This window comes from Paraburkholderia sp. BL18I3N2 (genome assembly GCF_003001875.1).
GTDB classification, from domain to species: Bacteria; Pseudomonadota; Gammaproteobacteria; order Burkholderiales; family Burkholderiaceae; genus Paraburkholderia; species Paraburkholderia phytofirmans.
This window is the reverse complement of record NZ_PVNC01000011.1, coordinates 62,868-83,234: the sequence shown is the minus strand read 5'-3', so window position 1 is coordinate 83,234 and position 20,367 is coordinate 62,868. Positions and strand designations below refer to the sequence as shown.

The following is a 20,367-nucleotide window of genomic DNA, read 5'->3' as shown; positions in this document are numbered from 1 at the left end:
TGCCTCAGTGAGCCGTAGCAGCCGTAGCCGCGGTGGAAGATGCGGTCTGGGCGGCCGGCGCTTTCGTGTACCCTTTCGTGTACCAGTAGTCGATCACCCACTCTTCGTATTGATACGACATCGGCACTTTGTCCGGATGGCCGAGCGTCGACTTGTAGCCGATTCGCGCGCCCGGTGCGTAATACTCAGGCACGAGGTAGAACGAGTAGATCAGCACGCGATCCAGGGCGCGGGTTGCCGCTTCCAGGTCGTCGAGATTGTCGGCGGAGAGCGCCGAGTGAATCAGCGAGTCGACCGCTTTGGAGCGGATGCCCGGATAGTTCTCCGAACCGACTTCCGAGGCCGCCGCGCTGCCGAAACGGCGCGTCAATTCCGCGCCCGGAATCGTCACCGGTGGATAGATGAACGTGGTCATGTCGTACTCGAAGTTATCCAGCCGCTTCTGGTACAACGCACTGTCGATCTCGCGCATATGCGCCTGGATGCCAAGCATGCCGAGCGCCTGCATATACGGCAGGATAAGGCGGTCCATGCCGGGCTGATCGTCCATGATCTCGATGGTCATCGGCGTGCCGTTGGCATCGCGCAAGGCGCCGTCGCGATAGTGCCAGCCGGCCTGCGCCAACAGATCGCGCGCCACGCGCAAGTTGCCGCGCAAGGAATCCGGGGCGATCGTCGTGGGTTGCTTGAGCATCGGGCCGAATACTTCCGGCGGCACGCTGGCTCTCAACGGTTCAAGTAAGGCCAGTTCTTTCGGGCCGGGCATGCCAGTCGCGCCGAACGGACTCGCTGCGAAATAGCTGCTGGTGCGCCGGTATTGACCGTAGAACATCATGCGGTTCATCCAGTCGTAGTCGAAGGCCATCGTCAGCGCGTGGCGCACGCGCGGGTCCTGAAACATCGGCTTGCGCAGGTTCATCAGCATGCCTTGCATCTGCGCGGGGCCGTCGGCGAATTCGCCTTTCTTCAATAGTCCGTTGTCGAAGTTCTTGCCGACGTATTTGCGCGCCCATTGCGTTGCGCTGTATTCGACAAGCGCGTCGGCATCGCCGGCCTTGAACGCTTCCAGTTGCGTGTAATGGTCGCGATACAGTTTGAAGGTGATGCTCGCGAAACGGAACATGCCACGCCGCGACGGCAGATTCGCAGCCCAGTAATCGGGGTTGCGGCGATAGGTGATCTGCTTGTCGTTCTTGCGCGATTCGATCAGATACGGGCCGCTCGCAACCGGCGGCTCGTTCGCGATCTGGTCGAACGGTGGACGTGTGCCGTCCGCGCGCATGCCCCACTTCGGCGAGAAGATCGGCAAATCGCCGGCGATCAGCGGTGCGTCGCGTTCGGCGTGCTTGAATTCGAAGCGGATCGTGTTTTTGTCGATCACGGTCGCGCTCTTGATGACCGAGAACTGCGCATTGAAAAGCGGCGAGGCCTTCGGGCTCGTCAAGGTGTCGAACGAGTATTTGACGTCGGCCGCGGTGATCGGATCGCCGTTCGAAAAGCGCGCGGCAGGATTGATATGGAAGGTGGCCGAACCGAGGTCCGGCGCGACTTCGACATCGTCGGCGATCAGCGGATACTCGGAGGCGAGCTCGTCCCAGCTGCGCTGCATCAGCGTATCGAACATCAGATGCAGAATGTCCGGCGCGGGCGCACCGCGTACCAGAAACGGGTTCAGCGAATCGTAAGTCTGCAGCTCGTCGAAGTTCTGGAAGCTGAGCTTGCCGTCGCTCGGCGCGTCGGGATCCGCATAGTCGAAGTGCGTGAAGCCGACGGGATATTTCGGCTCGTCGTATTGCGCAATCGAGGGCCGCGCCTGCGCGCAGACCGCGCTCAATGCGAGACACGCCCCTGCGCACAGCGCGATTCGCGCGACGGTGCCAGGCCGGCGCTCTGCTGCAGCCGCGGGCGTTGCCGCTGCAGTCCGCACGCGGCGCGGCCAGCGAAACTTCACAAGTCTCATCTTCGGAATGCGTAAGAACGCGCGCCGGCTTCAGGCCGGCGCGCGGTAAATCGAATCGGCACGAGTGACGGCCTGACGGCGTCGCTCCCGTAGCTTTCCCCGCTAGCGCCGCGCTGCGGCTGATTCGCCGCCTCCGCTCGCCGTGCTCCTGAACGAGCATTGCGCGCGCGGGCACTCCAAAGTACATCGCTAACAAAATTGCGCCGCTCCGGTACCAATGATGGAAGCCGGAGCGGCCGACCGACTAGACAGACTGCGGGTGCATCACAAACATCGAGGACTTCAGAAGCGGTACGACGCGCCGACCTGGAAGAAGCGGCCGATGTTAGTGTAAAGCGACTGGTCGTAGCCCGTGATATCCGGGGTGGCCTGCCACTCCACGTCGAACGGCGGCTTGCGATCGAAGATGTTGTTGATGCCGCCGTAGATCGTCCAGTTCTTGAAGCCGCGATACGTGGCCATCAGGTTGAACTGGCTGTACGACGCCACCGACAGCGTACCGCCGTCGCCGAACTCGGACGCCACCGCGTTGGTGTACGGGCCGGTGTACTGCCACGTCAGCGTGGTGGTCAGCTTGCGGTAATCCCAGGAGAGGCTGGTATTACCCTTCCAGCGCGGATTGGACGCACCGAACGGCTGCAACAACGCGAGGTTGTTGCCGGCGAAGTCTTGCGTCGGCGCACCCGGGCTATTCAGCTTGAAGTGCCACACGTAGGCCCAGTCGCCTGCCAGCGTGAACGTGCCGTACTTCGTGCCCACCGACTTGCGGAAGTTCATGTCGAAGCCGTCGGTGTCGAGCGAGCCGAGGTTGACGAACTGTTCCTTGATGTAGGCCACCGTGCCGTCCGGATTGCGGATCACGTTCGACGGGTTGTTGGCATCCATCACCGCGTTCGGATCGTCCGTGCCGATCACGCCGTCAATGTGGATCTTGTAGAACGCCGCACCGATATCCGTCGACGAGTCCGGCGAAAGCTGGAAGCCGATGTTGTAGTTCTTGGTGCGCTCAGGCTGCAGCGCCGGATTGCCGTTGACCTGTTCCGTCGTGAAGTGCTTGGTCGGCGTACCGCTCGGGTCGTTCGGGTCAACCAGGTTCTGGTGAGCCAGATAGGTTGCCTGCGAGTTTTCGACCAGCGTCGGCGCGCGGAAGCCGCGGCTGTACGATGCGAAAGCCGTGAGAGCCTGCACCGGCTGGAAGCGCAATGCGAAGCTCGGCGAGAACGCACCACCGAAGTCGCTGTAGTGGTCGTAACGGCCCGCCTGCGTGAACGTCAGGTTGTGGATGATCGGAATATCCACCTGATAGTAGACGGCGGCCACATTGCGCTCACCGTCGACCGTTTGCACGTTGGCCGGCGCCGTAATGCCGAGCGCGCTATACGTACGCGAGTTGATGATGTTGCTCTCGTGACGGAATTCCGTACCGAAACCGACACCGACCGGGCCGCCCGGCAGAGTGAACAGGTTGGTCGTCGAGGTCTTCGCCGTGACGCTGTCGAGCTTCGAGATCGCCTGCTCGTAGTCGTTCTGGAAGACGCCGTTCAAACCGTTCGGCGTGGCCGACGGATTCGAAAAGTTGAACACGCCGTTCTGCAGAATGTTCTCGAGGCCCGCAACATTCAGCGCGTTGCCGTAGGTCGTGTCGACCGTGCTCTGCGAGTGGCCGTAATCCGCGGACCAATCCCAATCGCCGAATTTGGCGGTGGTGAACGAACCCTTCACACCGGTCGAGGCACGCCAGAAGGTCGACACCGTATCCGCCGAGACGGTATTCGGGAACGTATAGTTGATCAGCGTCGGAACGCCGAACGGGTTGTACGGGTTGGTACCGGATACCGTGCGCGAGATCGGCAACGCGGAGCCGGTTGCCGGGTTGAACGCGTTGGTCTGGCTGCTCAGCACCGCCGGACCTTCGTTCTGCACGGTCTCGTTGCGGCTCACCCACAAGTCGGCGTATGCCTGCACGTCGTCGTTGATCTTGAACGTGCCGCGCACTTTCGCGTTCAGGCGCGTGATTGCCGGCACCAGCGAGGTGGTGCTGGCCGGATTCGATTTACACGTGGACGCACCGTCCGCGGAGACGCTGCCCGGAGGACAGGGGCTGAGTGCCGTTTTAGTGCCGTCGGCCGTAGTCCAGTACGATTGCTGGTTCGGACCGAGCGGGCCCGCGAGACCACCCGGGAACTGGCTGAAGTCCTGACCCGCGGTCATGTCGCGATCGCCGAGCGACGAGCCGGTGTCGCGGTAGTAGCTCGCGGCGGCCGTCACGTTGAAGCGTTCGCCATTCAGATCGCCGATACCGCCGAGCACGCTGAAATTGCCCTGCGCGTCGCCCGGATGCTGCGCCTTGCCGAGTTGGCCATCGATCTGCAAGCCCTGGAAGTCTTTCTTGGTGATGATGTTGACCACACCGGCGATTGCATCCGAACCATACACCGAGACCGCACCGGTCTTCACGATGTCGATGTGGTCGATCATGTTGAGCGGGATCGAATTCACGTCGAAGAACGTGTCGGTGAAGTTCACCGCCTTGCCGTAGTTCGCCACCCGTTGCCCGTCCACCAGCACCAGGGTGTACTTCTCGCTCAGACCGCGCAATGCAATACCGCCGCCGCCTTGCGCGGAGCTATTCATTGTCGTTTGGCCCCAGCTGCTCCCCGAGTTGGCGGACGTGCCGCGCAGGAAGTCGGCCACGGTCGTATAACCGCTTTGCTGGATTTCCTTGGTCGTGATGGTCTGAACTTCCGTGTTGCCGACCTTGTCCGACGTGCGGATCAGCGACCCGGTCACCTCGAATTTCTTGAGTTGCTGGACCCCTTTGCCCGCCGGCGTCGCTGTATTGCCATCCGCGGACGGTGTGGCAGCCGTGCCCGTTGCCGGGGTGCTTTCCGTCGTCGTCGCGCCTGCCGCGGTGCCGGTGGCGGCCGGCTGGCTTTGCGCAAACGCCGGTACGGCGATTACGGCCGACAACGCCAGTTCAGCCCAGACTATTCTTCTAATGGCCAGCGCCAATGCCCTTTGTTTCATTTTTCCCCTTCTCGCTCGTCAGTAAGGCCACAGCAGTATGTGAAGAGTGGTCTCGTGAACCGCTCTACTCGATATACGGCGATCTTGCGCCGCGTTCCGTTAAAGCAACTTCAAAATAAGTCAGCGTCGGACTACTAATTTATTGCAATCGGAATGCGCAGCGCTTTCCAATTGATGCCATTTCTGCTGCCACGCGAGCGGACTCCGCCATCTACCGGCCCAGCTTTCCAAATCGCGGGTATACACCTAAGTAATGCTTACAAATATCGAGCGAGTGCCTTCTTCTAAAGCACAGCCTGCGGCACTAAAACAGTCTTGGCGTCCCGACCCACACGACCACCGCCTCTTCACGCGCGGTATTGGACCAGGAGTGCGGCACGGTAGACTCGTAATGCGCCGTGTCGCCTGCCTGCAATACGAACGTCGTGCCTTCCAGCGTGAGCGAGATCTGGCCACTCATCACATACAAGAATTCTTCACCGGCATGCGTTGTGACTTCCGACGGGTTCTGCCCCACCGGCATCCTGACGAGGATCACTTCCAGCTTGCCGCCGACCGACAGGTTCGTCAGCCTTCCAAACAGATTGGCGGTTCCGTCAAATCCGAAGTACTTCAACTCACTTCCTCTACGCACCGACTTGTCTTCGGTCGGCGTGTCGACGAAGTACTGCACCGTGACACCCAAAGCTCGCGCAATACCGACTAGCGACGTGATGGAAGGTGTTGCGTGACCCCGTTCCACCTGCGACAAAAACGGCTTGGAAATGCCTGCGGTCGTTGCCACTTCATCCAGCGTGCGACTGAGCCGTTGGCGCAGCGCGCGGATTTTGCTTCCTATAGAGATTGCAACATGTGCCTTGTTATTAAGTGGCAAGACCATAGCAAGACAGAATCCCGTAGTCAAAAATAGTTTGATATATACAAATTATGTTTCGTCGAGCGTAACGTTCTCCCTAAAACGTCCCTGATAGCCCTGCCCACAGTCCGACATGGACAACTGCATCAATTTGTTGTCCAGAAGACTTTTCCGATTCCCAACAACCTTTTTGATAGCTGCCACTGCGTCCACACATCGACATCGGAAACGGGCCCGTATTCATTGGGACGAGCGCACTCGCTCGCGTCCGCCGCGAGGGGACGCGCCTCATCTGAGAGAACTTGAAGGAAGCGGAGTGCTCTTATTTCGACGCCACCAGCACCCACAAACGCGCGAGATCGGCTGAACCATCAGTGCCTTTCACCGCGCGGAAGGTTTGCACCGCGCGAGCCTTGTCGCCCGCGATGTAGTACGCCTCGCCGAGATGCAGCTGCGCCTGGTCCGGATGGTCGAGTCCGCCCTTGGCGATCGCGGCATCCATCGCCGCCAGACCCTGTTTCGCCTGCCCCGCGAAAACCTGGTTGAAACCCACATCGACGGGGGCGACGGGGTTCGCCGGATCGGCGGGCGCTTGCGCGCGTTTGGCCGCGAGTGCCTGCAGGCGTTTCTCGCGATCCGCCTGCGCGTCGCGCCCCAGAACGCCGGACGTAAAGCCCTGATCGATGACCTGCTTGCCTTCCGCGGTGGTGCCCGCCACGATCGCCAACTGGGTCATTTCCATGTAGTCGTCGGCGGTCGACAGCGAGCCGGTCGCGCGACGCAAGCGATACGTGTCGATATCGAGCTTCGACGAATAGCCCGGCTTGTTGCGAATCGCCGAGAACAGATCGTCCCAGTACGACTGCTTCGGATGATAGGCAACCAGCTTCTCGAGCGAGCTGCGGTACGTGGCATCATCCTTCACGCGTTGCGCACACGTGCCGAGCAATTGCAGTTGCGATTCGTCAGGCGCGTGACCGCCACGCACCTGCGCATCGATGCCGGGCTTGAGCAGGCTCACCACGCTCGCGCAATCGTTCGACAGGTAGTAAGACTGAACCAGCAGCGTGCGCATGTCCGGATCGCTGCCACCCGACTTCAGATAACGCTGCGCAACCTTCGCCGCCTGCGCATAGTTCTTCTGCTGGAAGTAGATGCCGGCCAATGCCGCCGACGTGCGTTGTTCGTCAGCGCCGCTCAACTTGCCGGAACTCAGCAACGTTTCGTAGGCCTGAGCAGCCACGCCGGTTTCACCCGCCGCCGCAGCAGCCGCGCCACGCATCTGCTCGATCATGGTGCTCTCGTACGGCGTCTTGCCGGGCACAGCCGCCGCCTGATCGATCTTCGTCAGGGCGTCCTTGTACTTGTGCGCACGATACAGATCCTGTGCGGCGTTCAGCGGCTTTGCCACGTCCGGCCGCAATGTATCGGTGGCATGAGCGGCGAGCGGCAGCACGAGAGCGGCCGCGATGACGGCGCGCTTGAACCGGTGATGAATCGTTTGCATTGCCCTTCCCTATTGCATGTACTGCTCATTGCCGATCAGGCCGATCTTGGTCGCGCCCAGTCGTTGCGCGGACGCCATGACTTCCGCGACATCCTTGTACGGCACCAGCTTGTTCGGCCGCAGATGGATTTCGGCTTGAACCGGTTCGGCGGCCACTTGCGCGAGCCTGGATTCGAGCGCCGCGCGGTTCGGCACCGGCTGTCCGTTCCAGGTCGTGGTGCCGTCGAAGTCGATATCGATCTGCACTACTTCGGGCTGCGTAATCGGCGGCGGCGGATTGCCGACCGGCAGGTTCATCTTGATGGCGTGCGTCTGAATCGGGATCGTGATGATCAGCATGATCAGCAACACCAGCATCACGTCGATCAGCGGCGTGGTGTTGATGTCGACCATCACATCCGGTTCGCTGCCGCCGCCCGACGATACGTTCATTCCCATTTTCGGCTCCTGTCGATCGGACTTGGTGCTTTAGCACCTAGTCCGATCCCATGCACAGCGGTCGATCGGACTTGGTGCTTTAGCTGTCGGCCAGAGTTGGCGCTTTAGCGCTTACTCTGGCCCCATGCACAGCAGTCAGTCCGATCCCACGCAAAATCAGCCGCCGCGCGCGGGCGGCTCAGTGATAAACGAAACCTTGGCGATACCGGCGCGCTCGCACGCGGTAATAACCCGGCCGATGAACTCATAACGCGCGCTCTGATCGCCGCGAACATGCACTTCCGGTTGCGGCGTCATGACCGACACGGTCTTCAGGCGTGCCAGCAGCGTCGGCGCATCGACCTGTTTCTCGTTCCAGAAGAAGTCGCCGTCGCGGTTCACCGCGATGACGATACTTTTGGGCGTGGTCTGCAGCGGCTGGATCGTCTCCTTCGGCAATTGCACCGGCACCGTATGCGTCACGACCGGAATCGTGATCAGAAAGATGATCAGCAGAACCAGCATCACATCGACGAGCGGCGTGGTGTTGATACTGGAGATGACCTCGTCGTTGTCGTCCTGCCCAACGCTCATTGCCATGACGGACTCCGCTTATTGAACCAGCGACGCTTCGCGAGCCACGGCGCGCGCCGGGCGGCGGCTGCCGGCCAGCAACACGGTATGGAGCTGCGCGCCGAATGCACGAACACGCTCCATCACCGACTTGTTGCGACGAACCAGGAAGTTGTAGCCGAGCACCGCGGGCACGGCTACCGCGAGGCCGATCGCCGTCATGATCAGCGCCTCGCCCACCGGACCCGCGACCTTGTCGATCGACGCCTGGCCGGCAATGCCAATGGCCGTCAGCGCGTGATAAATCCCCCACACCGTACCGAACAGGCCGACGAACGGCGCCGTCGAGCCCACCGTACCGAGGAAAGCCAAACCGTCTTGCAGACGATTCGATACGTTGGTGATCGCACGCTCGACCGAGGTGTCGATCCACGTGTTGCGGTCCACGGCTTCGAGCAGCGCTTCGTCGTGATGCTCGCCCGCTTCGATAGCCGTTTCGGCGATGAAGCGGAACGGCGACGTTTCATCGAGCAGCTTCGCGCCTTCGACCAGTGACGGCGCGGTCCACAACTGCTCGTCGGCGCTCTTCGCGCGGCGGTTCGCGCGGAACTGTTCGACGAACTTGGTGATCATGATGTACCAGCTGCCCATCGACATGAGCACCAGCAGAATCAGCACGAAGCGGGCGACGAAGTCGCCGTTATTCCAGAGGGCGCTAAGGCCGTAGGGGTTGCTGACCGTTTCGGACGTAGCCGGTGCCGGCGGCGGCACCGCTTCGTCGGCGGCTGCGCTCGCGGTTTGCGGCGCGGCGGTGGCCGGCGCGGCGGCAGCCGACGCCGTGGCGTCGCTGGCCTGCGCATGGGCCATTTGCGGTGCTACAAAATCCACCGTGGTCACGGCGATCAACATGCTTGCCGCCAGTGCGGCGAGAGTACGCTTCTTCATGCCTGCTCCAAGTTCATTAGTACGACTTCTAAACTAAGACTGATAAATCGCTACCGGTACCGAACAGCCTGTGAATTCAGTTCAAGTTAAAGGAGAACGGAACTTGCACACGGACAGGTTGGCCTTGGGAAACGCACGTGAACTGCTTGACTGCGTTGAATGCCGCACGATCCAGTGAGGAGTCGTCCGAGGATTTGGCAACGCGTTCATTCGTAATATGGCCCTGCGGGTCGACAACGAATTCAATGAGAACATCACCCGTCACGTTGTTTTCCTGCGCTTCCTTCGGGTAGCGGATCGACGAACGGATCTGATCCGAGTTCGGACACACCACGCCGACTTCGGTACTCACAGGCTTCGTCGGCGCGGGCGGCGCCGGCGGTGCGGGCGGCGCTACGGCAGGCGCCGACACGACCGGCGCGGCCTGATGCGTGATGGTCGGCTGCGGAGGCGCTTGCACCTGCACTTCCGGCGGCGGCACGAACGGCGGCGGCGGCGGCGCGAATTTCGGCGGCGGCAACTGCACCGTGGGCAACGGCGGCGGAGGCGGCGGCTTCACCGGCTCGATGATTTTCGTTTCGATAGGATGCTGAATGACCTGCACGACCTTGGTGGCGAGGCCGTTGATCAGTGCATAAATCAGCACGATGTGCAAAAGCAGAACAACTGCGATGCCGCCAAAGCGGCGTACTGGGTTTTGCTGCTTGCGCCCAAACTCACGCGGGCGCCCCGGCCTCTGCATACGGGCCGCCGCTGCCGGAAAATGCCCTTCGACTTTCGTACCCACCTTTACTCCTCCGGCGTGAACCGTCCATTTCTGTAACTGCAGTGCGCTTACTTGCCGCAAAAAGCATTCACATCAACCATCTGGCGACCAGTGGTCTTTGATTCGGAGTCCAAAACGGACGTGACACTACCCGGCTCCAATCCGACGGCACGGACGCGTCTCCGGGAGACGGCAGCCGTGCGTCATGTGAGCCGAATAATCGATCTAAGTAGAACTACTAATAGAATAAATTTGAGCCGTTCGCTTCTGCCTTGCATGAACGCCGGAGACAACCTGATCTCTATAACTCGTAGCGCCTGGAACTTTTTGCGCGTACGTCACATGCGTTTCATGGGTGGCAACAATAGCAGGACAAAAAATGTACGGTCAAACTTTTTTTGATGACAACATACTTAGTTTAGAGAGGTGACTCTAACTCATGCCGAATTCGCGCCGCTTTAAAAGAATAAGCGTATGTGGAGCAGATAAGCATTCGGATGTTTCTGCCCGACAATTGGGAATTCGCCGCACATTCGGCGTGCATGGATGCACAAAAAACTGCAGGCCGAATGTCTGATCCGGAACGCGGAGGGCTCCACTGGGCAGGCGTTTAGACGCCCTCGCAGCGTGAGTTGCGTGGATCGCGGGCAGGACGTTTGCCGTGGTGAGTGGGCGCCGGGGTGTGACCGCCGCCAATGGCGAGACGATAGCAGAAGGCCAGAAGCCTTTAAAAATATTTTTAGCGGTATTTACGACACTCTATATACGTATCCCAATTACGCGCTGAATTGAATTACAAAACAATTCCAATAAATTACATTAAGCCAACAAATGTCAATGATGCCGGTAGAGTGACGTCGGCGCGGCGTTGATGGACTGTCAGCGCAATTTCGCGCGGACCGAATGGCTTGGCCAGAGTGACGTGAATCGTGCGCCGGCAAACTCATGGGCGCTCAACATTCGAGCAAGCAGGAGCGGCGCGACGTTGATCGCGCCGCTCCTGCTGCATTAACCGTTCGTGCCCTCGCCCGCCACGATAGCACTGTTGTCACGCGATCGCGCGAGGACCGGCCGCAACGCGGCTCCCGTGTGACTTGCCGCAACGCGCGACAGTCCTTCGGGATCCGTAGCAGCGACAATCGACCCGCCACCTACGCCGCCTTCCGGACCGAGGTCGATGATCCAGTCCGCCTCGGCGATCACATCCAGATCATGCTCGATGACGACGACGCTATGGCCGCCGTCCGCGAGACGATGCAGCACGCGAATCAGCTTGGCGACGTCGGCCATATGCAGGCCCACGGTCGGCTCGTCCAGCACATACAGCGTATGCGGCGGCTTCTGCCCGCGCCGCGTGATGTCGTCGCGCACCTTGCTCAATTCGGTGACGAGCTTGATACGTTGCGCCTCGCCGCCGGACAACGTGGGCGACGGTTGACCCAGCGTGAGATAGCCGAGCCCGACGTCTTTCATCAACTGCAATGGATGAGCAATGTTCGTGATGGGCGCAAAGAACTCGACGGCTTCGTCGATCTCCATGGTCAGTACGTCGCCGATATTCTTGCCGCGCCACGTGACCGCGAGCGTTTCCGGGTTGAAGCGCTGCCCGTGACACACGTCGCAAGGCACCTTCACGTCGGGCAGGAAGCTCATGCCGATGGTACGCACGCCCTGCCCCTCGCAAGCCGGGCAACGGCCTTCGCCGGTATTGAACGAGAAACGCGAGGCCGTATAGCCACGCGCGCGCGCTTCGAGCGTGCCGGCGAACAGCTTGCGGATTGCGTCCCACACGCCGATGTAAGTGGCCGGACAAGAACGCGGAGTCTTGCCGATCGGCGTTTGATCGACCTCGAGCACACGGTCGATGGTTTCCCAGCCGGTGATCGAATCGCAGCCTTGCCATGCATGCGTCACGTTTAGCGGCGCGCGCGGCGCCGTACGCGCCAGCACGCTGGAACGCCGGTTCGCTGCCGGTTTTTCTTCGGCCGCCGCGCGCGCGCGCCGCGTGGCCGGCGACGACAACACCGAACGTCCGACCGCATCCAGCAGGTTGGTCATCAGCACGTCGCGTGCGAGCGTCGACTTGCCGGAACCGCTGACGCCGGTGACCGCGACGAGTCGCGACAAAGGAATGCCGACCGTGACGTTGCGCAAGTTATGCAGCTTGCCGCCATGCACGGTCAGCCAGTTCTCCGGCACCGCGGCACTACGCTTGCCCGGCGCGACCACTTCGCGACGCGGCTGCAACGGGTGCACGATGGGCTGCGCGAGAAACTGTCCGGTCAGCGAATCGGGCTGCGCCGACAGATCCGCCACACTGCCTTGCGCGACCAGCGTGCCGCCGCGTTTGCCGGCGCCCGGCCCGATGTCGATGATGTGATCAGCACGCCGGATCGTGTCCTCGTCGTGCTCGACGACCACCAGCGTATTGCCCTTTTCGCCGAGCTTGCGCAAAGCGTTCAGCAGAATCTGATTGTCGCGCGGATGCAGACCGATGGTCGGTTCGTCGAGCACATAGCAGACGCCTTGCAGGTTGCTGCCGAGCTGCGCGGCAAGCCGGATGCGCTGCGCTTCGCCGCCCGACAGACTCGGCGCCGCGCGATCGAGACTCAGATAGCCGAGTCCCACTTCTTCGAGAAACTGCAGACGGCTGCCAATTTCGCTCACCACGTCACGCGCGATTTCCGCGTCGCGACCGGTCATCTCCAGCGTGTCGATCCAGGCGCGCGTATCGGACACGGTCCACTGCGCGACATCGACAATCGCCTGCGCGTCGAACGTGACCGCGCGTGCCGTGGGATTCAGACGCGTACCGGCGCAATCCGGGCACGGTTCGTCCACAAGACCTTCGGGCTCCTGCTCTTCCGACGGCAGGCTTTGCTCGCGGCCACGATTGTCGTCGACGACAATCGTATCGTCGTACACGGCGCGTTGTTCGCGCGTGAGCGCGAGGCCCGTGCCGACGCAGGTCGTACACCAGCCATGCTTGCTGTTGTACGAGAACATGCGCGGATCGAGTTCCGGATAACTCGTGCCGCACATCGGACACGCGCGCTTGGTGGACAACACCTTCACCGCGCCGAGTTTCGCCGTGGCGCGGCCACCACTGATCGCGTCGTGCAAACCGTCCAAAGGCGCCAGCAGATGCATCACGCCCTTGCCGACTTCCAACGTCTGGTCGAGCGCCCGACGCAGTTCGGTTTCATTGTCCGGCGACACGACGAGATCGGCCACCGGCAATTCGATCGTATGTTCGCGGAAACGGTCGAGCTTGGGCCACGGATCCACCGGCACGAATTCGCCATCCACGCGCAGATGGGTATTGCCGCGCGCCTTCGCCCACTTCGCCAGATCCGTGTAGACGCCTTTACGGTTCACGACCAGCGGCGCCAGAAAACCGACATGTTCCCCTTTGTGATCGCGCAGCAACTGCGCCGCGATCGATTCGACGCTCTGCGACGTGACCGGCGTGCCGTCGTGAATGCAATGCTGCAGACCGAGCTTCACATACAGCAGACGCAGGAAGTGCCACACCTCGGACGTGGTCGCGACCGTACTCTTGCGGCCGCCGCGCGAGAGCCGCTGTTCGATCGCGACGGTCGGCGGAATGCCGTACACCGCGTCGACCTCGGGACGCCCCGCAGGCTGCACGATGGAACGGGCGTAGGCGTTCAGCGATTCGAGGTAACGGCGCTGCCCTTCGTGGAAGAGAATGTCGAAAGCGAGCGTGGACTTGCCCGAACCGGACACGCCGGTAATCACGTTGAATTTGCCGTGCGGAATGTCCACGTCCAGTGATTTCAGGTTGTGCTCGCGCGCATTGACGATGCGCACCACGTCCTCGCCTTCGATCGCCCGGCGCGCCCGCGCGGCGCTCAGCGCCTTTTGCAGCGGAATACCTTGCGACGCCGGTTCGGCAGCCGCGCCCATGGCGCGGTCGTATTGCAGCAGCGCTTCGCCGGTATGCGATTCCGGACACGTTTTGACGTCTTCCGGCGTGCCCGCGCACAGCACGCGGCCGCCGCCGTCGCCGCCTTCGGGACCGAGGTCGATCAGCCAGTCGGCCGCGCGGATCACGTCGAGATTGTGTTCGATCACGATCAGCGAATGGCCGCTTGCGAGCAGCTTGCCGAACGCCTGCATCAGCTTGGCGATGTCGTCGAAATGGAGGCCCGTGGTCGGCTCGTCGAACATGAACAGACGCTTCGCCACCGCTTGCTTCGCACTGCGCGCGGTCCGCGCCTGCGCGGATTCCGCGAGGAAACCGGCGAGCTTGAGCCGCTGCGCTTCGCCGCCCGACAACGTAGGCACCGGTTGGCCCAGCTTCACGTATTCGAGGCCCACGTCGACGATCGGCTGCAGTACGCGCAATACTTCGGCATCTTTCGCGAAGTACGTGGTGGCTTCGCTCACCGTCAATTCCAGCACGTCGGCAATGCTCAGCGCGCGCGCCGGTTCGCCGCGCTCGATCTTGACCTCGAGCAGTTCCGCGCGATAACGGCGCCCGTCGCAATCGGGGCAGCGCAGATACACATCGCTCAGAAACTGCATTTCGATATGTTCGAAACCCGAGCCGCCACAAGTCGGGCAGCGACCTTCGCCCGAATTGAAACTGAACATGCCGGGGCCGTAACCGCGTTGCTGCGCGAGCGGTGCCTTGGCGAACAGTTTGCGAATCTCGTCGAACGCACCAACGTAACTCGCCGGATTCGAGCGCGCCGTCTTGCCGATCGGCGACTGGTCGACGAACACGACGTCGGTGACCTGATCGGCGCCGCTCAGGCTTCTGAATGCGCCGGGCGATTCCGTTGCGAGTCCGAAGTGCCGCGCCATAGCCGGATACAGCACGTCTTGCAGGAGCGTGGACTTACCGGAACCCGACACGCCCGTCACGCAGACGAGCCGCTCCAACGGAATCTCCACCGTGACATCGCGCAGATTGTGTTCCGTCGCGCCTTCGAGCACGATGCGCGGCGTGGTGGCATCCACGGGACGCTGCGACCAATGCGCGGCGTCGGCCACATGCCGCCGGCCGCCGAGGTACTCGCCAGTGAGCGTGCCTGACGAACGGATCGCCTCGGGCGCGCCGTCGTAAATGATCGAGCCGCCGCGCTCGCCCGGCCCCGGGCCCATATCGATCAGACGATCCGCCGCGAGCATCACGGAGGGATCGTGTTCGACCACCACCAGCGTATTGCCCGCATCGCGCAAACGGTGCATGGCTTCGACGATGCGGTTCAGATCGCGCGGATGCAAGCCGATACTCGGTTCGTCGAGCACGAACAGCGTCTTGGTGAGCGAGGTGCCGAGCGCCGTGGTCAGGTTGATCCGTTGTACTTCACCGCCCGACAAGGTGCGGCTTTGCCGGTCCAGCGTCAGATAGCCGAGCCCGACGTCGCACAGATACTTGAGGCGCGTGCGCACTTCGGCGAGCAGCAGTTTGAGCGCGTCGTCGAGCAAGGCGCTCGGCAAGCTGATTTCGTCGAAGAAGCGCCGGATGCGCTCGATCGGCATCAGCATCAAATCGTGTACGGTCAAACCCGGCAACGCTTCGAGCTGCCCGCGCGTCCAGTCGACGCCGCGCGGCAGGAAGCGCTTTGCGGCCGGCAGCACGTTGTCCGCATTCGCCTTGCTACCGAGGCGCCACAACAGCGATTCCGTTTTCAGGCGCGCGCCGCCGCAGGTTTCGCACGGCGTATAGCTGCGGTACTTGGACAGCAGCACGCGAATGTGCATCTTGTACGCTTTCGATTCGAGATACTCGAAGAAGCGTTTGACGCCGTACCAGTGGCTTTGCCACTTGCCGTTCCAGTCCGGCGAGCCGTTGATGACCCAGTCGCGCTCGGCGTCCGTCAACTCGCCCCACGGCGTGCCACGGCGGATATCGGCTTTCGCCGCATAGCGCATCAGATCGTCCTGACACTCCTTCCATGCGGGCGTTTGCATGGGCTTGATCGCGCCGTCGCGCAGCGTCTTGCGCGCGTCCGGAATCACCAGCCCGAGGTCGACGCCGATCACGCGGCCGAAGCCGCGGCAAACTTCGCACGCGCCGTAGGCCGAGTTGAACGAGAACAGCGCGGGCTGCGGGTCGGCGTAGCGCAGGTCGCTCTCCGGGCTGTGCAAGCCGGTGGAGAAACGCCAGATTTGCGGTTCGGCTTCCTGACTTTCCGGCCCTTCCGGCGACGCCGGCAGCACATAAATATTGACGCGCCCGCCGCCGCGCTTGAGCGAAGCCTCGATTGCCTCGACCACCCGCTGCTTGTCCACCGAGCGCAGCCGGAAGCGGTCGGCCACCACGTCGAGCAGCTTGCGCTTGCCGGTAGGTGAATCGACTTCGCGCTGCGCCTGCACGCGCGTGTAGCCGCTGGCCGACAGCCATTGCTCCACTTCCTGCTCCGACGCGGATTCCGGCAACTCGACCGGGAACGTGACGACGAGCCGCGGTTCGTTCTGCGCCGTGCGTTCGAGCAACTCGGCGTAGATCGTTTCCGGCGTGTCGTGACGCACCTGATGAGCCGTCTTGCGGTCGAATAGTTCGGCCGCACGCGCGTAGAGCAGCTTCAGGTGATCGTTGAGCTCCGTCATGGTGCCGACGGTGGAGCGCGAACTGCGCACCGGATTGGTCTGGTCGATCGCGATGGCCGGCGGCACGCCGTCGACGCGGTCGACTTGCGGCCGGTCCATGCGGTCGAGAAACTGCCGCGCGTAAGCGCTGAATGTTTCGACGTAGCGCCGTTGCCCTTCCGCATACAGCGTGTCGAACACGAGGCTCGACTTGCCGGAACCGGACGGCCCGGTGACCACCGTCATTTCACCGGTTCGTACGTCGAGATCGACGTTCTTGAGGTTGTGCTGGCGTGCGCCGCGAATCCTGATTGTGCCGTTAGTACCGCTCGTGCCGTTGGTACCGCTTGTGCCATTTTTGCCGTTGGATGCCAATTTTTCCGACCGTCTGAATGAGTGGGCCACCTCTCACGGACGCCTCGCGACCGCGCAAGTTCGGTGCGGCTGGCTGGCGGAGACGCGCGCCGGAGCCCTGCTCGCAACGGGATACTATACTGTATATTTATACAGTTTTCCATGGCGCAGGACGGCGGTGCTTCGGAGGCGCATCAGGCGGTGGCCGGCGGCGAAAAACGCGCGCCGCTGAGCGCGGCAGCAAGCCATGTGCCGATCGTGACGAAAAGGGTTTAGCGCCGCTCACAGCGGCGTGGGAGTAAGAGGTGCTATCGCACCAGGCTTTTGCAAGCCGGCGAGAGGTCGGGACGAGCGCTTGCCTGTTGTCGGCAGACGCTCTCCGCGCTGATCGGCCACTGACGGCGTCGTAGCCGCTGGCGTCGCATCGAGCTCACCGGTTTTCCCCAAGGCATACGCCACGCACCGCCTGGCCAGCACCTCGGTTGGATCGACCAGCCCGACGACCAATCCACCCTCGCACGCCAGCGTCGCATCGCGCAGCAACAGCGGCAACTCCGTACAGCCCAGCATGATCACCCGCACGCCTTGCGCAACCACATCGTCGACGGCAGCGGCGAGATCGTCGCAGCACTCGCCCGAGGTGAAGCCCGCCTTCGCGCCTTTCGGCCCATAGATGGCGTTCATCAGCCGCGCCTGCGCCGCCTCGCCGGGCACAATCTGCACGAACCCTCGCGCTTCAAGCGACCGTTCATAGACGCGGCTCGCCAGCGTCCCGGAGGTGGCGAGCACGCCGATTTCGCGCAACCCCGGAAAGGTCTCGGACAGATAATCCGCGGCACAGGTCAGCATATTCACAATCGGAATGCTGAGCGACGGCTGGATGCGCTCGACGAACGCATGCGCCGTATTGCATGGAATCGCGATGAGATCGGCGCCGCCGTCCTCGAGTGTCTTGCAGGCGGCATACAGCGCGAGCGTCGGATCGTCGCCGTTGCCGAGCAGCGCGGCCGTGCGATCGGGAATCTGCGGATTCTGCTCGACCATGATCTTGATGTGGTCCTGATCGCACGCTGCGGGCGTATTGCGCACCAGCTTGCCCAGGAAGTCGACCGTCGCCGCCGGCCCGACGCCGCCCAGCACGCCCACCTTGAAGCGCCGCTCCTGCTGCGAAAATTGCGCTGCCGCGACGTAGCGGGCGTAGACCAGATTGGCGTCGACGAGCGGCACATCGAGCCGGCCCAGCGAGCGCGCGACCAGCGCGATTTCGGCGAGCCCCGGCAAAATGATTTCCGCACCCTGTGCGATGAGGTCCGCGCACGCCGCGCGCAACAACTCGACCGGGCGTCCACAGAGGCGGCCGTTCCGGATGCCTTCCTCGCTGTAGACGGCGCTCGTCACGCAATCGACGCCCGCTTCGTTGCGTGGATGCAGCACGTCGAAGCGCGCGGCGTCGAAGTACCGTTCGAAAAGACCGTTACCGCGAATGGCGTCCGAAGTCAGCACGCCGACCCGCCGCACCCACGGAAACGCCTGGCGCACGTGCGCCGATAGCGCCGTCATGATGTTGGCAACCGGCACGGCGACGTTCGCCGAGAGTTCATCAATGAAGGTATGGCTCAGAAAACACGGCAGCACGATTGCCTCGACGCCGCGCTTTTCGAACGCGCGCATCGTGTCGAACACATGAATCTTGAACTGGGCGTTCGCCTCGCTTTGCGAGGCCGGCCCCTGCCAGGACTGCTGCTCGAGAATCAGATCGTAAGGGCGCGCCGCGCCCGGCCGGTCCCAGGCGGCGCTCAACCGGCACAGAACATCGGCGCTGGCGAACTGCGCCGCGCCGGTCACGACGCCTAGCGAACGATAGCGATACATGATGGCTTCCCCCGTCGTTTTTTTTGCCGCCAGCCTCGATGGTAGGCGGCTTTTGCGCGGTTGAGGATGACATTATGTGCGCCGACTATGACGTGGGGTTAACCACGAATCACCAATTACTACGTGTTGCCCCGCGCCGCTCGTATCGACCGACGCTCACGCCGCTTCGACGACACCATGCGCCGCGCCGCGCTTGCGACGCTCCAGCGTGCCGATACACGCGAGCGATACTCCGGCCAGAACACTATAGAACACGGCCAGCGGCCACCATGCACCCGGATAACGATGTGCGAGCAACGTTCCGATCAGCGGCGTCAGGCCGCCGGCCAGCGCGGCACACACCTGATACGACAGCGAAATCGCCGAGTACCTGACACGCACCGGGAACGCGGTCGACATGAAGCCGGCCATTACCGCGTAGGAGCTCGACATGCACATCACGGCCAGCGCAATGCCGATCACGATCGCTACCGGCCGCCCGGTCGAAACGAGCGCGAACATCGGATAAGGCGACAGCATCGCCAACGCGGCCGCGCCCTTCAGAAACCGCCCTGTGCCGATGCGTTGCGCGAACCATCCCGAGCCCAGTTGCGTGAACAACTGGATGAACGCCACCACGAACAGGCAATCAAGAATCAACGAACGGTCGAGGCCAAGCGTTTGCGTCGTGTAATTGAGCATGAAGGTGTTGACGAACCACGCGCCGGCCACGCCGATCACGTTCGCGCCAAGGCACAGCAACAGCGTGCGCCACGCGTCGCGCACGACTTCGGCGACCGGCAGCGCGGCCACGCGCCGCTGCGCCTTGAGCGCCTTGAATTCCGGCGATTCGTCGACGCCCGCGCGGATCAGCAGGCCGACCACCAGCAGTACCGCGCTCGCGAGAAACGGCAGGCGCCATCCCCAGCCGAGAAACGCGTCCTTGTCCATCGAGGCCACCGCGCGGAACGCGAGCAGCGACAGGATCAGGCCCGCCGGACTGCCGAGTTGCGCGAACGACGCGAAGAACGTGCGCCGTCCTTGCGGTGCATGTTCGCTCGCCATCAGCACCGCGCCGCCCCACTCGCCGCCGATCGCAATGCCCTGCGCGACCCGCAGCAACACGAGCAGCACCGGCGCCCACACGCCGGCGCTCGCATAGGTCGGCAGGAAGCCAATGCCGACGGTGCCGATGCCCATGATCGCCAGCGTCGCCACGAGCGCTTTCTTGCGGCCGATGCGGTCGCCCAGGTGGCCGAACACCAGCCCGCCGAACGGTCGCGCGAAGAAGCCGACGGCGAAGGTGCCGAACGAAGCCAGCGTGGCGAAAAACGGATCGCTGCCGGGAAAGAACAGCTTGCCGAATATCAGCGCGGACGCCGTGGCGTAGATATAAAAGTCGTACCACTCGATCGTGGTGCCGACAAAAGCCGCGGCCGCGGCGCGTGTCGGTTGCCGGCTGGCGGCGTGGTCGTCTTGCTCGCGATTCATGTCTCTGTCTCCAAGGTCTTTCTTCTGGATGTGGCGCGGCTTCTGCGTGCCGTCGC

At 62.5% G+C, this 20,367-nt stretch carries 11 protein-coding genes; all 11 read right to left on the bottom strand.

Annotated features, from left to right (window positions below; all coding sequences use genetic code 11):
• Nucleotides 1-4: 4 nt before the first annotated feature.
• The gene (locus tag B0G75_RS25560) at nt 5-1,960 is read right to left on the bottom strand and encodes an extracellular solute-binding protein (RefSeq protein ID WP_258194677.1); all 1,956 of its coding nucleotides are present in this window, start codon (nt 1,958-1,960) and stop codon (nt 5-7) included.
• A 282-nt stretch (nt 1,961-2,242) separates the two neighbouring features.
• Nucleotides 2,243-4,987: a TonB-dependent siderophore receptor gene (locus tag B0G75_RS25555; protein ID WP_106312125.1), complete on the bottom strand. Its 2,745-nt coding sequence runs from the start codon at nt 4,985-4,987 to the stop codon at nt 2,243-2,245.
• Nucleotides 4,988-5,291: 304 nt separating this feature from the next.
• A complete protein-coding gene (locus tag B0G75_RS25550) occupies nt 5,292-5,867 on the bottom strand; it encodes a helix-turn-helix domain-containing protein (protein ID WP_012432476.1) in 576 nt (191 codons plus the stop codon).
• Nucleotides 5,868-6,165: 298 nt separating this feature from the next.
• Nucleotides 6,166-7,350, bottom strand: a complete 1,185-nt coding sequence (locus B0G75_RS25545; RefSeq protein ID WP_106312122.1) for a lipopolysaccharide assembly protein LapB — start codon at nt 7,348-7,350, stop codon at nt 6,166-6,168.
• Between the two features lie 9 nt (nt 7,351-7,359).
• On the bottom strand, nt 7,360-7,788 hold the full coding sequence (locus B0G75_RS25540; RefSeq protein WP_011487696.1) for a biopolymer transporter ExbD: 429 nt from the start codon (nt 7,786-7,788) through the stop codon (nt 7,360-7,362).
• Nucleotides 7,789-7,944: 156 nt separating this feature from the next.
• Nucleotides 7,945-8,367: a biopolymer transporter ExbD gene (locus B0G75_RS25535; protein ID WP_106312119.1), complete on the bottom strand. Its 423-nt coding sequence runs from the start codon at nt 8,365-8,367 to the stop codon at nt 7,945-7,947.
• A gap of 12 nt (nt 8,368-8,379) precedes the next feature.
• On the bottom strand, nt 8,380-9,285 hold the full coding sequence (locus B0G75_RS25530; protein ID WP_106312116.1) for a MotA/TolQ/ExbB proton channel family protein: 906 nt from the start codon (nt 9,283-9,285) through the stop codon (nt 8,380-8,382).
• A gap of 76 nt (nt 9,286-9,361) precedes the next feature.
• Nucleotides 9,362-10,027 carry an energy transducer TonB gene (locus tag B0G75_RS25525; protein ID WP_181309345.1) on the bottom strand — a complete coding sequence of 222 codons (666 nt, stop codon included), beginning with the start codon at nt 10,025-10,027 and terminating at the stop codon, nt 9,362-9,364.
• 1,032 nt (nt 10,028-11,059) lie between these two features.
• Nucleotides 11,060-16,990, bottom strand: a complete 5,931-nt coding sequence (gene uvrA, locus B0G75_RS25520) for an excinuclease ABC subunit UvrA (RefSeq protein ID WP_106312111.1) — start codon at nt 16,988-16,990, stop codon at nt 11,060-11,062.
• A 261-nt stretch (nt 16,991-17,251) separates the two neighbouring features.
• Nucleotides 17,252-18,841 (bottom strand): amino acid racemase, encoded by a 1,590-nt coding sequence (locus B0G75_RS25515; protein WP_106312108.1) that lies wholly within the window; start codon nt 18,839-18,841, stop codon nt 17,252-17,254.
• A gap of 156 nt (nt 18,842-18,997) precedes the next feature.
• Nucleotides 18,998-20,311, bottom strand: a complete 1,314-nt coding sequence (locus B0G75_RS25510; protein ID WP_106312105.1) for an MFS transporter — start codon at nt 20,309-20,311, stop codon at nt 18,998-19,000.
• Between the last annotated feature and the right edge of the window lie 56 nt (nt 20,312-20,367).